The sequence below is a fragment of the Paraferrimonas sp. SM1919 genome (assembly GCF_010993985.1).
Taxonomy (GTDB): domain Bacteria; phylum Pseudomonadota; class Gammaproteobacteria; order Enterobacterales; family Shewanellaceae; genus SM1919.
In genome coordinates this window covers 126,793-142,881 of the sequence record NZ_WINH01000003.1, presented here as the reverse complement: position 1 = coordinate 142,881, position 16,089 = coordinate 126,793, and the positions used below count along the sequence as shown (strand labels likewise).

The window sequence follows — 16,089 nt, the reverse complement described above, 5'->3', positions numbered from 1 at the left end:
AATTTAACCGTTACAAAAGATTGCCCAAAGCATATGGCCAAGGAAATTTAATGTTTAATATTTAACAGAACAGCATTAAAGGTGTTGGAATTTCGGTGTCTATTTTTTAGCGATGGATAACGTTTAAATGTTCCCTAACACTACCTTCCACTAATACGCTATTGCTAAATCTACAGCTATTATAAACATGGAGACATGTAGGGGACATTAGGGCGGTTGGACCAGCGCTTGAACAGAATATTTTGTAAGGGTAACGAGCAAGATTATTAATGCATATGACGGTGGTGCAATGTTAACTAATGCCGATGACATTTACTGGGGTAAGTTATTGTTTGAAAGCTTAAGCGTATTGAAGACGAATTTATCTCCTGAAAAAGTATACTGGCAGTGGAAATAGGATAGCCAAGTGCCAACTTGGCTATCCTTTAACTTAGAAGCCTCTCACATCGAGGAAGTCTTCATCGTGGGGATAGCCACTGGTATTGTTCCAGCTATCAGTGCTTTCGGCGGCATTGAGCAATGCCGCACGCACATTATGAAAAGCACTGGCATCTAGCGCTTGTGGATTTGTGGCCATATAAAGGGCCGCTGCACCTGCACCGTGGGGAGATGCCATAGAAGTACCGCTTTTAGTGCTAGTCCCGCCACCGTAATTTAACGACAATACGCTACCACCAGGCGCTGCAATGGCAACAGGGGCTGAGTTGTTGCTGGTCCAGCTGGCGCTATTATTGCCCCAGTTAGAAAAGCCATTCCAGTCGTCACCTTCGCGGGCGGAGCTGACACTGATCACTGAATCTTCAAACCCAGCAGGGGTGTAGTTTTGCGCGTCGGCACTGCTGTTACCTGCAGCCACTACAATTACTACTCCTGCATTTTTAGCGTTGCAGTAAGCTTCATGGTAAGAATCGGTACCACTAAACCCTGAATCGGTACAAGTACCGGTTACCGAGCCTGAGCCGCCAATACTTAAATTGGCAACTGCTGGTTCGCCACGGGTTTGCACTTCGTTAACCATCCAATCTAGCCCGGCGATGGTGCCAGAAGACGCACAAGAACCCGCCTTAGTACAAATCTTAATTGGGTGTATGGTTACCTGTGACGCCACCCCGACAACATCAATGTCGTTATCCAGCGCGGCAATGGTGCCTGCCACATGGGTACCATGGCCGTGATCATCATCCCAAGCTTCTAGGCAGCTGCCACCTTTACAGGTTTGTGGCGCAAAACCGTTGCCTAGGTTAGCGGCAATATCTGGATGGTCGATATCCACACCAGTATCTAATACATAGACATGCATGCCGGCGCCTTCATTGCTGGTGACATCGGCACCAACACGGGCAATGCCCCAAGGAATGGATTGTGGTTGAGGGGAACCGCCACCCGGTCTAGCTTGGGTTTTGGGCAGCTGATAAACCACATCAATAGCAACATGATCCACTAAAGGGTGGTTTTGTAAAGATTGCATACGGGCCTGAGGGATAGTGGCAGAAAAACCAAATAAAGCACTGCCATAGGTATGAGTTGGTTCAATACCTAGACTACGAGCCAGTTGTGCGGCTTGGCTTTTATTCGCAGCATGGCTTTGTGAAGCATGTTCTGTATTGAGTTTAATGATGACATCAACAGAGCCATTGGCGGCCAGCGTTGGTGAGGAGATTGCAGCTGCTAAAATTGAACTAGCTGCAATGTGTATTAGATTGAATTTCATTTCAAATCCTTATGTTGTAATTATAGTTAAGGACTCTACTTCCACGATATTATTGCAGTTGACAACAGACTTCCGAGTCGCTCATTGCTCAAGTTGAAATAAACTTGATAGATTAAATGTAGTTATAGGGTAATATTTTGCCAGATTTTTTGAGTTTAAATATTATCAAAGTAATTTTTATCGTGGTTTTATATAAAAAAAGCCTGTAAATACAGGCTTTGCAAAGTTTCATTAAACTAAATTTGTCGGCTGGTAAACTACCAACTCACGACCAAGCTTGGAGGGTTAGCCGATTCAGCACTGCTGATATTGGTTAGCGTACCGGTATTTTGGTCATTATAAAGCTTAATACCAATATAAGTGCTTCCCAGTTCAGCTTGTACAGCAGAGGTGATATCAATATTGATTACGCCGATTTCGCTGATGCTGTAGTTGGTGATTGGGCTAGCGGCATTAGGGGCATTATTCCAAGTTAAGTCGCTTTCATCCCATGAATGGGAATTTAGGATAGCCACAGCTATTGGGTTAATTGCAGTTGTAGATTCAACATTTAATATTAACGTCGCTTGGGTAATGTTTGCAGGTAGGCTAGCAATATCGAACTTTAAAAACGCTTGCCTTGTCCAATCCAAATCAGGATCGCCTTTGATGACTAACGCTGATGTGTTGTAGTTATTGTCGGCATAGATGCCATCGCGGACAAAGGCATCTTCAATTGCACTAATCGATACATTGTTAGAGGAAACATTGTCAGTGCCAGCGTTGTTTGCTGAAATGATGATGTCATCGATAAAAACATCATCACTATTACCACTGGCATCACAAATAAAGCGGATGCGAAGGTTGTTGGGTAAATGGTAATCAGCACCAGAAATGGTGACTGATTCGCTAAAGAACTGATCATTGTCAAAGTCGATACTATAAGCCCAAGTCCCAATACGCTGCCAACTAGAACCATCATAAAACTCTAAGAAAAAGTCTTCATTAGAGTTATCCATGCTCTTTGCATAGTAAGCAAAGTCAATTTTAACTTCGCTATAACTGCTTACATCGATACTGTTGGTCAGGGTTACCGTAGAGTTTGCGCCAGAGTTATCCTGAATATTGACTGCATTGTTGCCGCTGTAGGCAAAGTTCCCACCTTTATAAAGGCTAACATCACTACCTCCGTCAGTGTATAATCCCAGCCCAGATTCAAAGTCTTCCCGTGCCAATATTATCCAATCGGATGTAGGCGGCGGGTTATCATCGACAACACTGATATTAACGGTTGTAGAACGTGTGGTGAGTCCTTGGTTATCTGTCGCTACCGCAGTGATGAGGTGATTGCCAAGTGGGGCATTGTTCCAACTCGTTTCATAAGGAGCGGTTAAGTCGGTACCAATCAAGGTGTCATTAGCAAAGAATTGCACTTGAGTAATGTAGCCATCTTCATCATTAGCCTCAGCCATTAATGAAATTTCTACATTGAAAGGGTAGCTCATGGCGCTAGCCGGCTCGGCAATCATGACTGTGGGGGCTTGATTGCTGTCTACCTGATAATCAACTTTGAATAAGTGACGGGTACTGATAAATAAGTCAGTATCACTATCATGGGGTAAAGCGGCATAGGGTTCAGAACTTGAGCTTAGTACTTGGGGATTGCCCCAGCTGAATCCATGATCAGATGAGGAAAGAACGTAAGCATCATTAAAGTCTCTTGAATAGGTATTGACCCAATTACCTACTCGAGAAATGGGGGGGCGCTCGTGGTTACGTACTTCAGTAATATTACTAACCGTTTGCCAAGCATTTCCATCCCAGCTAGCGATATTAAGCCCATATTGAGGGTTGTCTTTACTGTAATTATTGTTGTTTTTAGGGTAAGCCACGATTGGCTGACCTTGGATATTGGTGGTTAGCAGGGGAGTTTGAATTTCATTGATGTCATCTCCCCAAGGTTGTTCCCATGGATAGAAATGATCCGCATTTGAGGTTTCCACATCAATAGGTAGAGACACTTGGGTACCATCTGCTTTATAGTACTTGTCCGTACTGATGTTATAGCGAACATAGGTGCCTCGTTGGAAAGTGTTATCGCCACTGTGTCTTTGTGACCAAGCCGTTGCGATATGAAGGTTTCCTTGTTTATCTGCATGCAGGGTGCTCATGTAGGCATTTTTATCAAGACTTCCTTTAAGGTAAACCGCTGTCCAAGTTTGTGTCTCATTATTCCAATGATAGAGATCTTGCTTTTCATTACGTTGGCTTTCTCGGACATTACTGCCATCTAAAAACAACGCAGTTCGACGAGCAATAAAGAATACATCTCCGTTTGAGGCATGCACAGCATGGGGGTAGGTGTAGCGTTTCTCATCTACGCCAGTATGGTCATACCAAGGCATGCTAGAGCTTCTTTCTGTAAAACTGGTATAAGAGTGAGGTGAGTTGGAACGATAATACTTCATTTTGTGATTGTGCATTCCGACCCAAGCATGGATATAACCATTACCATCTACTGCAATTGCAGATTGATTATGACTGTTGTCATCTGGAGCAAGAGTATCAAAAAGGTCATTCGAACATTGACCTATCGCTGTCTGCATATGGTAGTGGCAGATCCTAGCTTTAAGACTGTCGCCATCGGTATAAAGAATATAGATATCGTCACCAACTACATCAAATGAAGGTTGACCTGCTGTGGAACTGGTGTATTGAAATAAATGGCTGGGGGTCTGGGCGTATGTGTGAGTCATCAAAGTGAGCCAACAGACAATGCTTAAAAATACTTTTTTCACGTTTTTCCTTAGGTGGCTTAATTGTGTAATTTTTTCAAGAAGAGTTAGCAGCAGTTAGTATTCTGAATACGCCAATTAGGCGGCTTACAAGGAGTGACCTAAAAACGACCCTATTATCTTCTAAAAATCCTGCTTACACAGATAAAAGAACATCTTATTTAATAATAAATTAACACCAGAGGTAAAGGGGACACTCGAGGTTTATCAAGTTTATCAGTTGGTTATACAGCTCTTGTTAAGGCTGGGTTGCGTTTCAGTTGGCTTAAGGGGGCGAATGCTTGTAATTATGCCTTAGCCAAAAAAACGAATGCTGTGAGATTTTGATTGGTGAGCACTTAATTCGAAGGGGAGAGTAATGGCTGTGGGCTTAATGTTGCAGGTCAGTACATCAACACCGGGAACTATTTAGTTCGATATCTGATAAATAGAAATAGCCAGCGGCAACTTATTTTGCCGCTTTGATATTCAGGTGATTTTTAATGCAGTGCTTGTACGTCAATGGATTTTAGTTGTTCAAAGCGGCTGCCTAACATGTCTTTTTCCATCGTTATTTTGTTCAGCTTTTTTTGTAATTTAAGCTGCTTTTTTAATAACTTACTTTCTTTTTTAGCAAGTTTTTTGGATTTTTTAGAGACGCCGTTTGTCTCTACGTTATCAGTTTTAGCGGAACCCTCAACAGCAACAATCGAATTTTCTTGAATGATCTGACTGACAAATGCTTTGCCTTTGCAAAGGTTTGATTTGGTATTGGCTACCCTTGCGCAGGTTTGGCAAATAAACTCGGGTTGGGCAACTAGCTGCGTTAACTCATCCATGTTGGCAGCGATTTGTTGACGGCTTAATTTACAAAATCGCATGTATATGTTCACTCAAATCTAATTAATAATAATTCTCACTTACATATAGCTTGAGGTGGACAACAAATCAATTATAAAAATACATAAACGTGTCAAGTGTCTCATTTTTATACAACATTAACCATTGTCAGTTACATTTGAGAATGTTTTTGTACTATTGTTATTAGCAACAACGCTTTAAAGATGTTTGAAATTTATCGGTGAGGATCCATGAATAAACAAGGCTTAAGTTTTTGGTATTTTTCGGCGTTTACGTTTGGCGGTATGCAAATGATTGCGTTACCGCTATTAATCCCAGGTTACATTACCGAAGTGACAGGCTCAATCAGTGAAAGTGGTGCAGCCTTAGCCATGGTAGGGATCACAGGATTAGCCGCACCTTTGTTTGGCAGTGTGATTGATAAGTTTCGTCTGCACGCCCATGCCCAGGTGTTTGCGATGCTGGCTTATGCAGCTTCCATGTTGATTTTGGCTAATACCAGCTCATTACCCCTTATATTTTTGGCAACGGCATTATTAGGCAGTGCCTCTATTATGCTGCTTACCGTTAATCCAACGTTTATTGTGGCGACAGGGCTTGATCAACAGCAGCAGGGCTTACGCTTGACCCGCATGAATCAATCTATCTTCGTTGGTGCCATTGTTACTTCCTTAATTTTGGCGCAAACCATCAAAATGGATTACCAAAGCTCGTTTTATGCGATGGCAATAATGGCCTTAGTGGCCCTAGCCATTATTTTACTGGATAACTTTAAAACGGCGAAAAGCATTCAAGTAGAAGCACCAACAGCAGAGTCTGATGAACAAAGCCAAACCCCAGCTAAATTTAGCCTCACTTTTGTCTGCTTTTTAGCTGCCGTGTTTTTAGCTATGGTGGGCAGCGCTAACCAGGTGGCTCAAGGCCCTGCGTTGTTTGAGTCAGTATTTGGCATTGATAAATCCATGACTACTTGGGTACTGACCATTACTTCTTTTGTATCGCTAGTGACTCTAAATGTAGCGGGTAAATGGTTACAAAAAGCGGGTGAGGGCAGCGTTTGGTTATTCGGTTTAGCGGGTTATACCTTAGTAGGCTTTATTCTATTTACTCTTGCTCAACTTGATGGCGTTGCCGTGTTTATTCCATTAGTGCTGCATCTTTTATTTATGCAATGCTTGTCTATGGTGGATATGGTTAAACCAGCCATTGTGGTTAAAGCAACCTCAATGAACCCTGCGACCACTCAGGGCTTCTTATTATTCGCCATTGCCGGGGGGTATGCCTTTGGTACCTTCAGTGGTGGCCTAGTGGGTGAGTTTGTATCACTGAGCAGCATGTTTGCCTATGTCGGCCTCACCAGTGGTGCGGCGCTAATCCTAGCTATCATTACCTTGCTAAGATTGAAAAAGTAACGGTTCATTATTTTGATAATTAGGGCGGATTGATATTCGCCCTTTTTTTTTGCCTAAAGCCCCTTACAATCATCAAGAGTAACGCAATGACATAGGTAAAACCATGCAATACATTGAATTTATTGAGGGTGAGATAGTATTTAAGCAAGCATCATCACAACCACTGGAAGTGGGACAAATTAGAGTTAAGGTGGGTGCCTTTGGCATTAACCGCGCCGACTTACTACAGCGAAAGGGCCATTACCCGCCGCCGGCTGGCGCCAGCCATGTTCCTGGATTAGAGGCCATGGGGGAAGTGATTGAAGTGAATAATGCTGCTGCTCTAAAAGTGGGTGATAGGGTAATGGTGTTACTGGCCAGTGATGGTTATTCATCAGAGATTATTTGCGATCATCGTTTGGCATTGAAAGTCCCTGAATCTCTATCAAATATCGAGGCCGCAGGCTTTTGTGAAGTGTTTACCACTGCTTACCAAGCCCTATTTGAAATTGGCAAGTTAACTGCGGGCATGAAAGTGCTTATCCATGCTGGAGCCAGTGGTGTCGGCAGTGCCGCCATTCAATTAGCCAAGCACTCTGGCTGTGAAGTATTTACCACTGTGGGTAGTGAAGATAAGGCTGCATACTGCCAAAAGTTAGCGGCAGATAAGTGCATTAACTATAAAGAACAAGACTATAAAACCGAGCTAAAAGGAGTGGCTATTGATGTGGTGGTGGATCCTATCGGTGGTGAGTATATAGATAAAAACCTATCGGTTATGGCTAAAGGTGGCGTCATTATTCAATTAGCTATGATGGGGGGACGCATGGCCACTATCGATCAGGCCAAGCTATTAGGTAAACGCATTACCTGGCAAGCCAGCACCCTAAGGGATAGAAGCATAGAGTATAAGCAGCAGTTACTTAGCGGCCTGTGGCAAGGTTTTGGTGAGCGAATTGCGAGTAAGCAAATTATTGTGCCGGTATACCAAAGCGAATCATGGCAACAGCTAGAAAAACTGCATTCTATAATGGCAAATAATCAGAATCTGGGTAAGCTTATAGCTGTAGTTGAGTAATCAAAATTTAACTGCGTGTTGCAAATTTAAACAAAGATACTGATAAACCAATGTTTATTTACTTATTAATGATTAAAAAAATACCTTAGTCACTAGAAAAAGTGTGTCAGCTTGAGTAGAATTTGCGCCTTATAACTAGATTAACCGTTGGCTGTGATTTTGCAGCCCATGCACTGGAATTAAAGATGCAAGAGCAGTTAAATGAAATCGTTCGCGAGGGCGTTAGTGCCATCGACAACGCTGCAGATCTAAAACAATTAGACGAAATCCGTGTTAATTACCTGGGTAAAAAAGGTAAATTAACTGACATGATGAAGCAAATGGGCAAGCTCAGCGCTGAAGAGCGCCCTGCCTTTGGCCAGATGGTGAACGCAGCCAAGCAAGAGGTGCAAAAATCTCTTAACGCTCGTATTGAATCATTAAAATCGGAAGCTTTAAATGCGCAACTTGCTGCAGAGCAAATTGATGTGACGCTACCGGGGCGCAAGCTGCCGATGGGCGGTGTCCACCCAGTAACCCGAACCATTGAGCGTATTGAAGAGTTTTTCGGTGAGTTAGGTTTCGTGACCAAACAAGGTCCAGAAGTTGAAGACGATTTCCATAACTTTGACGCCCTTAACATTCCTGAGCACCACCCAGCGCGTGCTGATCACGATACCTTCTACTTTAACCCTAAGGTTATGCTGCGTACCCAAACTTCTGGTGTACAAATTCGTACCATGGAAGTAGAGCAGCCACCACTGCGCATTATCTCTCCGGGCCGTGTATACCGTAACGATTACGACCAAACTCACACGCCAATGTTCCACCAAGTGGAAGGCCTAATGGTTGATAAAAACGTTAACTTTACTGAGCTTAAAGGTGTGTTACACGACTTCCTACGTAACTTCTTTGAAGAAGATTTAGAAGTCCGTTTCCGTCCATCATACTTCCCATTCACTGAGCCTTCAGCAGAAGTAGACGTGAAGGGTAAGAACGGTTGGTTAGAAGTACTAGGCTGTGGCATGGTGCATCCAAATGTATTGCGTTCAGTGGGTATCGATCCAGAAGTGTATTCAGGCTTTGCCTTTGGTATGGGCGTAGAGCGTTTAACTATGCTGCGTTACGGCGTAAATGACTTACGTGCCTTCTTCGAAAACGATTTACGTTTCCTTAAGCAATTCAACTAAGCGGAGTAGTATTAAATGAAATTTTCTGAATCTTGGTTACGCGAATGGGTTAACCCTGAGATCAGCCGCGATGAGTTGTCTGAACAAATTACAATGGCGGGTCTAGAAGTAGACGAGCTAGCACCAGTGGCTGCCGATTTTACCGGCGTAATGGTAGGTGAAGTGGTGGAGTGTGGTCAGCACCCTGACGCTGACAAACTGCGTGTCACGAAAATTGACCTAGGTACAGGTGAATTAGTTGATATCGTATGTGGCGCGTCAAACTGTCGCCAAGGCCTAAAGGTAGCGGTTGCGACTGTGGGTGCGGTATTACCTGGTGATTTTAAAATTAAGAAAGCCAAACTGCGTGGTCAACCAAGCCACGGTATGTTGTGTTCTTTCTCTGAGTTAGGTATTGATGTTGAGTCTGACGGTATTATCGAGCTACCACTTGATGCCCCTGTTGGTACCGATGTACGTGAATATTTAGACCTAAATGACGTAAGTATTGACGTTGATCTAACCGCCAACCGTGCAGACTGTTTAGGTATGGTGGGTATGGCTCGTGAAGTGGGCGTACTTAACCGTATGGACGTGACAGCACCAGTGATTGAAGCTGTTGCAGCAACCATTACTGATGCACCTACTATCGTACTTGACGCGCCAAAGGCTTGTCCTAAGTACCTAGGGCGTATCATTAAAAACGTTAATGTTAAAGCTGAAACACCACTATGGATGCAAGAAAAACTGCGTCGTAGCGGCATTCGCTCCATCGATCCTATTGTTGATGTGACTAACTTTGTTCTACTGGAGCAAGGTCAGCCTATGCACGCATTCAACGCCGATAAAGTAGACGGCGCCATTCATGCCCGTTTCGCTACTAAAGGCGAAAAACTAACGTTATTAGATGGTAACGAAGTTGAGCTAAGTGAAGATACCCTGGTTATCGCCGATGACAACAAAGCATTGGCAATGGCAGGTATTTTCGGTGGCGAACAATCAGGTGTTACCACTGATACCACTGACATTATCCTTGAGTGTGCGTTCTTTAATCGTTTAGCCATTATGGGTAAAGCCCGTAGCTACGGTTTACACACTGATTCATCACACCGCTACGAGCGTGGTGTGGATCCTAAGCTACAAGAGCGTGCCATTGAGCGTGCAACAAAACTGATTGTTGAAATTTGTGGCGGTGAAGTAGGTCCAGTAGTTAAAGCTGAAGAGTCAAGCGAGCTTCCAGTAGCTAACACCATTGAGCTGCGTCGTAGCAAACTAGATAAAATCATCGGCTACCACATTGAGGATGCCGACGTAACTGAGATCCTTGAGCGTTTAGGCTTTGAAGTATCGTTGGCTAATGATGTGTGGACTGCGGTTGCCCCAAGCTACCGCTTCGATATGGCTATTGAAGAAGACCTAATCGAAGAAGTGGCTCGCATTTTCGGTTACAACAACATTCCGAACACCGCACCTAAGGCATCTCTGAATATGCCTGTGCATGATGAGGCTACTTTATCTTTAACCAAAGTACGACGCACATTAGTCGCGCGAGGTTTCCAAGAAGCCATCACTTACAGCTTTGTTGAGCCTAAGCTGCAATCAAACCTGCACCCAGGCGTTGAGCCAATGATCCTGCCACATCCAATTTCAGCGGATATGTCAGCGATGCGCTTATCACTGTGGACGGGGCTGCTTAATGCCGTTAGCCACAACCAAAGCCGTCAGCAAGGTCGTGTTCGTTTATTTGAAACCGGCTTACGCTTTGTACCAGATGCAGAGGCTCCTCAGGGTGTTAACCAAGAGCCAATGATTGCGGCAGTGATTGCCGGTAACCAAAACGAAGAACATTGGGACGAGTCAGTTCGCAGCGTTGATTTCTTCGACTTAAAAGGTGACCTTGAAGCACTGTTTGAATTAACCGCAGATAGCTTATCGTTTGAACTTGAAAAAGCGACCGTTGATGGTCTGCACCCAGGTCAAACGGCAAATATTTTGCGAAATGGCGAAAAAATCGGGGTGATTGGTACACTGCATCCAACACTTGAAAAAACTTTTGGTGTTAATGGCCGAACAATTTTGTTTGAAATCAAGCAAGAAGCTTTACTTCAGGCTAAACTACCAGCAGCGAAAGCGATTTCTAAGTTCCCGGCAAACCGCCGTGACATAGCAATTGTAGTGGAAGATAGCGTAAATGCACAAAATGTGCTAAAAACTATTAGAAAAGTTGGCGGAAATCAGTTAGTTGGATTAAACTTGTTCGATGTATATCGTGGTAAAGGTGTGGACGAGGGCTATAAGAGTCTGGCGATTGCATTAACGCTGCAAGAAACCACCCACACATTAGAAGAGAAAGAAATTGCACAAACTGTTGATGCAGTAGTTTCTCAACTTGAACAAGAGTTTAACGCATCCTTGAGGGATTAATATATGGCACTTACCAAGGCTGAAATGGCTGAACACCTAGTTGAAGAGTATGGCATTAACAAGCGTGACGCAAAAGAGATAGTGGAAAGCTTTTTTGAAGAAGTAAGAGCCGCACTAGCAAACGGTGAACAAGTAAAACTTTCTGGTTTTGGTAATTTTGATCTGCGTGATAAGTCAGAACGTCCAGGTCGAAACCCTAAAACTGGTCAAGATATTCCAATTTCAGCCAGACGTGTGGTGACTTTCAGGCCCGGACAAAAGCTCAAAGTTCGTGTAGAAAAAACCAACCTCAAAAAGTAAGTGAAAATTATTAAATAAAAGCCACCTTCTGGTGGCTTTTTGTGTATTTAAACTTTCATTTAATGACAAATATTATTGATTACAGTACATTAGCGACCTACAAAATTATTCTCTGGAGTTGTTGTGGCTAGAGCCCCTAAATGGTTTGATACAAGTTTTAACATTCATCTATTGCACCCCAAAAATTGGGGAACTTGGCTTGTTATTGGATTAATCGCAATTTTGGCCTATGTACCGGTTAGGTTCAGAGATGGCTTGGCTAGTGCATTAACTCCACTGGTGGTTAAGATTGCCCAAAGACCATTGAAGGTGGCTAAAACCAATCTCAGTTTATGTTTTCCTGATAAATCAACCGCTGAAATCGATGATTTACTCAACCAAAATATCACTATGTTCCTCATTTCTGTTTTTGGTCTTGGAGAATTGTTATTTCGAAGCAAAAAACGCTTAAAAAAGAGAAATATCGTTTTAGGTCAAGGGCATATTGATAAGGTTAGGGCCGCGGGCAAGCCCATCATTTTTATTATGCCTCATGTTTGGGCGTTAGAATATGTTGGCTTGAGACTTAACAGTGATTTACCTATGGTGAGCATGGCTAAAGCGCATAAGAATGAACTATTTAATTGGTTTAATAACCGGATGCGCTCACGATTGGGGGGCCGCATCTATATGCGTGAGGCGGGTATTCGAGCGCTGTTATCGGAATTAAAACAAGATAATAGTTTCTTTTATTTACCAGATGAAGATTTAGGCCCAGAGAATTCAGAATTCACCCCATTCTTTGCTACTGAAAAAGCAACCTTACCAGTGGTATCACGCCTGGCTAAGATGGGCAATGCTGCAATTATCCCGATCCATGTTGGTTATGACCGTACTCGATGTAGACACGTTATCGAAGTCCAACAGCCCGTGCAAATGGCGGCAGATATTAGTAAGTACGAGGAAGCTTTAACCCTTAATAAAATGGTTGAAAATGTCATTTTGGCTCATCCCGAGCAATATATGTGGTTTTTAAAGATTTTCCGTTCCCAAAAGGAAGGTAAACCTAGCGTTTATCAATAACCAAAGCTGTATTATGTCGCAATCAAACAGCACTGTTAAAATTGCAGTGATTGGTGCAGGTGTTGCAGGAAGCAGTGCCGCTTTATACCTTGCTGAGCAAGGACTTAATGTCACCTTAATCGAGCAGGGAAACGCATTGGTAAACGGACCTCCGGTATGTCATTTGCACGCCGGTGGTAGTCTTTACCGTGAAATTTCTGATGAGCAATGTTTAAGTTTACTTGAGCAATCGCTATACACTTTTGCTAGCTTTCCCCAAGCGGTAAAGATCAGACCTACCGTGATCACTGTACCCAATACCGACCCTGGTGAACCAGAGGAGTTATTACCTCGATTAGCACTGTTAACTGAACATTACCGCCAGCTGGTTGCCAAACAACCTGAACTTGAATTATTAGGCAAGGTAGAAGATTATTGTCAACTCTTTAGCAAAGAAGATTTGTTAAGCCTAAAAGGTACGCAGTTAAACTCAGTACCGCAATCGAATAATGATTGGTTGGTGGCCTTTGCAAATAATGTTGATTTGGAATCGATCAAGTACCCTGTGGTATTGGTACAAGAATATGGCGTCAGTGTTTTTAGGGTTGCCGCCAGTTGTGAAATGGCAGCGGCTCAGTTACCTAATTTGCAGGTGCGACTCAATACTAGGGTGACAGAAATTAGCCAAAGTAATCAAGGTTGGCATTTACAGCTAACCAATAGCCGCAGCGATAACCTTTATTTTGATTATGTTGTGAATGCTTGTGGTTTTAGATCTGGTGAGATCGACGATAAGTTAGGGATCCAAAGGCAACGTTTTGTTGAATTTAAAGCGGCTTATATTACTAAATGGCAAAACAATGAGCATTGGCCAGAAGTGGTATTTCACGGTGAGCGTGGCACTATTAATGGTATGGCTCAGCTTACTCCATACGCGGATGGTTATTTTCAACTGCATGGTATGACTGCACAAGTCACTTTATTTGATGATGGCCTAGTTAATAGTGGCAGCAGCACGGCGCAACCCCAATTAGCACAACGCTATATTGATAAAATTAAGCAAGGTTGGCCGGAGCAGGTGGTAGTTGAGCGTACCCAACAGGCAATTGCGCATATGAGTCGTTATGTGCCGGCATTTCATCATGCACAAAAGGGGGGGAAACCATTATTTGGCGCCCAGCAGATCCCTGGCAATGATCCTAGTTTGCGTTCTTCATTAGCATCGTTTACGGAGCATAATTATGCACGCTCAGAAATCGTTAAGCTGTCCTCGGCATTACCCGCTGCAAAAGCTATTTATCAGGATTTATTTGATAAAGGCTTAGTTAAAAACGCTAATGTTGCATCAGTACTAAAATCTAATAAAGCTTTTAGTACTGAACAAATTATTCAAAGAGCAGCGGAAATCGCCATTCAGCGCGGTTATCCTGAAGCCTTAGCGAAGTAATTAAAATTGTTTTAGAACGGTTAGTTTTGAGGTTTAGGGCGGTAAATTTGCAGGCAATTGGCAGGCTAATGACGAGTCCATTTGCCTGTCCTATGTTAAATCAGGCTCGGCTTTTTAGGTTTCAAACTTTTAAGCCCGTGTTCGGATCACCCTAGCCTTAAGTAAAACTTACATATAAATTGGAATAAAACTATGTCCTTACCCCCATGTCCTGAATGCCATTCAGAATACGTTTATCAAGATCAAGCCAACCTAGTTTGTCCAGAATGTGGCAATGAATGGAACCCAAATGATACCAGCGATGATCGTTTATTTGTTAAAGATGTTAACGGTCATATTCTCAGTCAAGGTGATAAGGTGACCTTTATTAAAGATCTGAAAGTAAAGGGCAGTTCAAAGGTATTAAAGATTGGTGCCAAGGCGACGATCCGCAGCATCAATGATGGCAAAGACCATCAACTCGACTGCAAACTCGATGGTGGTGGGGAAATGATGGTGACCGCTAAGTATGTTAAAAAGCAATGAATAATCAAATTACTAAAGTTAATTTAGTCCCGCCTATATGCTCGATTTAGCCATTGAATAGTCCTGTTCAATGGCCTACATAACAATGTGGGCTTTCGGTATAGTTTTGATGGGAATAGGTTAAGCCATCATCAATACAACTGCCCAAGTAATCGATTTTTAAATCGATATTGGGCTTTGTTGCTAGTGGCCTTAATCATGAATGCAGCAAGGGGTTTAATTACTTTACCGCTAGTGTCATCGTTAGTTTCGAGCTTGTCCGAAAATGGCTTGATACCAAGGATATTTGGGTTTAGGGGTATCCTTGCTAATTGGCAATTGAAAGCTTTGCTCTAAGCCCGTAGCGATGGTTACAGGTTTGGCCAATGGTGCTAAATCAAAGGGGTGTAAATACTGTTGTAATTGTTGCTGCTCAACGACGTTAAGCGCCTGATAAGCCAACTGTAATTGCTGCAGTGCCCACACTCTATAGGTATCGGTTACCGTGCCCTTAAGATTAAAGCTATGGCCCTGATAATTAAAACGCTTGTGCTTGTTGGCAAAGGCATCAGCGTTTTGATGTAAATAGGGCAGGTAGTCATTAAATATTCGCCCGAGTAGTGGTCCCATCTGTTCTTTAGCAGGCCATTGGTATTGGTTATCCGCCTGGTCATGCCCCGGCTGTGACCACATTCTGGCCAACCAAAGGTGGGTATTAGGTGCTTGGCGTCGCACTACTTCGCCAGAGATGGGATCATTAGCAAAGTGACGAAACATCGAAGCAAAATAACCAAAATCTGCCAAACAAGGTTTATCGCCAAACAGATAATGATTGTTTGTTAAGAGGCTTTCTAGGGTTTCTAACTCAAGGTATAGCATGTGCTTAATGGCAGTTTCGTTATGCTTGTCCATGCCATCACCCCATAACCAGTGGTAGCGCTGGCGGTGGCCAAAATACCAGCCACCTAGCACTGCTAAACTCGGATGAAACATTTGCGAGAATATTCGGCGGCCTAAGCAAACACGACTGGCTTTAGGTTGCCAGCGCCACCACATGGCTGGGCGCCATAACCATTCATCGGCGTAGTCTTCAATCAGTTTGGCTAAAAATGCTAACGCTGCTGAACTTGGAATAATACTTAGGCTAGGATGTTGTTGCTCAAGGTATTCAATGATCAAGCTAGAATCAGTTAACCACTGCCCATTACCGCAATCTATCGCAGGCATTTTGGCAAAGCCAGTATGCTTGGCGAGTGTTCTTAGGGTAAGGGCATTGCAGTCTACTTTAGTATGGTTAATGCCTTTGTAATTAAGGTAAGCCTCTACTTTGCCGGAAAAATAAGAAATGTCTGATTTAAAGAGGGTATATGCCACATGTTGTCCATAACCTGGAGTGTATAAAACTAGCTTAGTTTGTGGCACGTTTTGTGT

The 16,089-nt window shown here is 43.1% G+C and carries 12 protein-coding genes; 8 read left to right on the top strand and 4 right to left on the bottom strand.

Going from position 1 to position 16,089, the window contains the following annotated elements; genetic code table 11:
• Positions 1-430: 430 nt before the first annotated feature.
• The 3 genes from GFB48_RS02855 to GFB48_RS02845 form a co-directional block, all read right to left on the bottom strand.
• The gene (locus GFB48_RS02855; RefSeq protein WP_163930929.1) at positions 431-1,711 is read right to left on the bottom strand and encodes a S8 family serine peptidase; all 1,281 of its coding nucleotides are present in this window, start codon (positions 1,709-1,711) and stop codon (positions 431-433) included.
• 257 nt (positions 1,712-1,968) lie between these two features.
• Complete coding sequence (locus GFB48_RS02850; RefSeq protein ID WP_163930927.1) at positions 1,969-4,488, bottom strand: BNR-4 repeat-containing protein; 2,520 nt, start codon at positions 4,486-4,488, stop codon at positions 1,969-1,971.
• 476 nt (positions 4,489-4,964) lie between these two features.
• Positions 4,965-5,345 (bottom strand): hypothetical protein, encoded by a 381-nt coding sequence (locus tag GFB48_RS02845; protein ID WP_163930925.1) that lies wholly within the window; start codon positions 5,343-5,345, stop codon positions 4,965-4,967.
• A gap of 210 nt (positions 5,346-5,555) precedes the next feature.
• Here GFB48_RS02845 and GFB48_RS02840 point away from each other — a divergent pair, with 210 nt between their 5' ends.
• The 8 genes from GFB48_RS02840 (at position 5,556) to GFB48_RS02805 (ending at position 14,679) form a co-directional block, all read left to right on the top strand.
• A complete protein-coding gene (locus GFB48_RS02840; RefSeq protein ID WP_163930924.1) occupies positions 5,556-6,737 on the top strand; it encodes an MFS transporter in 1,182 nt (393 codons plus the stop codon).
• Positions 6,738-6,840: 103 nt separating this feature from the next.
• Positions 6,841-7,794, top strand: a complete 954-nt coding sequence (locus tag GFB48_RS02835) for an NAD(P)H-quinone oxidoreductase (protein ID WP_163930921.1) — start codon at positions 6,841-6,843, stop codon at positions 7,792-7,794.
• Positions 7,795-7,979: 185 nt separating this feature from the next.
• Complete coding sequence (gene pheS / locus GFB48_RS02830) at positions 7,980-8,963, top strand: phenylalanine--tRNA ligase subunit alpha (RefSeq protein WP_163930919.1); 984 nt, start codon at positions 7,980-7,982, stop codon at positions 8,961-8,963.
• 15 nt (positions 8,964-8,978) lie between these two features.
• Positions 8,979-11,366, top strand: coding sequence for a phenylalanine--tRNA ligase subunit beta (pheT, locus tag GFB48_RS02825; protein WP_163930917.1), 2,388 nt, complete (start codon positions 8,979-8,981; stop codon positions 11,364-11,366).
• Between the two features lie 3 nt (positions 11,367-11,369).
• The gene (locus GFB48_RS02820; protein ID WP_163930915.1) at positions 11,370-11,666 is read left to right on the top strand and encodes an integration host factor subunit alpha; all 297 of its coding nucleotides are present in this window, start codon (positions 11,370-11,372) and stop codon (positions 11,664-11,666) included.
• A gap of 123 nt (positions 11,667-11,789) precedes the next feature.
• Positions 11,790-12,728 (top strand): lauroyl-Kdo(2)-lipid IV(A) myristoyltransferase, encoded by a 939-nt coding sequence (gene lpxM, locus GFB48_RS02815; protein WP_163930913.1) that lies wholly within the window; start codon positions 11,790-11,792, stop codon positions 12,726-12,728.
• A 13-nt stretch (positions 12,729-12,741) separates the two neighbouring features.
• Positions 12,742-14,154, top strand: coding sequence for an FAD-dependent oxidoreductase (locus GFB48_RS02810; protein ID WP_163930911.1), 1,413 nt, complete (start codon positions 12,742-12,744; stop codon positions 14,152-14,154).
• A 192-nt stretch (positions 14,155-14,346) separates the two neighbouring features.
• A complete protein-coding gene (locus tag GFB48_RS02805; protein ID WP_163930909.1) occupies positions 14,347-14,679 on the top strand; it encodes a zinc ribbon domain-containing protein YjdM in 333 nt (110 codons plus the stop codon).
• Positions 14,680-14,922: 243 nt separating this feature from the next.
• Here the strand turns inward: GFB48_RS02805 and GFB48_RS02800 are convergent, their stop codons facing one another.
• A complete protein-coding gene (locus tag GFB48_RS02800) occupies positions 14,923-16,032 on the bottom strand; it encodes a glutathione S-transferase family protein (protein WP_163930907.1) in 1,110 nt (369 codons plus the stop codon).
• Positions 16,033-16,089: the final 57 nt, after the last annotated feature.

Coding starts and splice junctions, on each gene's coding strand:
- GFB48_RS02855 (WP_163930929.1), bottom strand. CDS start 1,711: ATGAAATTCAATCTAATACACATTGCAGCTAGTTCAATTTTAGCAGCT.
- GFB48_RS02845 (WP_163930925.1), bottom strand. CDS start 5,345: ATGCGATTTTGTAAATTAAGCCGTCAACAAATCGCTGCCAACATGGAT.
- GFB48_RS02840 (WP_163930924.1), top strand. CDS start 5,556: ATGAATAAACAAGGCTTAAGTTTTTGGTATTTTTCGGCGTTTACGTTT.
- GFB48_RS02835 (WP_163930921.1), top strand. CDS start 6,841: ATGCAATACATTGAATTTATTGAGGGTGAGATAGTATTTAAGCAAGCA.
- pheS (WP_163930919.1), top strand. CDS start 7,980: ATGCAAGAGCAGTTAAATGAAATCGTTCGCGAGGGCGTTAGTGCCATC.
- pheT (WP_163930917.1), top strand. CDS start 8,979: ATGAAATTTTCTGAATCTTGGTTACGCGAATGGGTTAACCCTGAGATC.
- GFB48_RS02820 (WP_163930915.1), top strand. CDS start 11,370: ATGGCACTTACCAAGGCTGAAATGGCTGAACACCTAGTTGAAGAGTAT.
- GFB48_RS02810 (WP_163930911.1), top strand. CDS start 12,742: ATGTCGCAATCAAACAGCACTGTTAAAATTGCAGTGATTGGTGCAGGT.
- GFB48_RS02805 (WP_163930909.1), top strand. CDS start 14,347: ATGTCCTTACCCCCATGTCCTGAATGCCATTCAGAATACGTTTATCAA.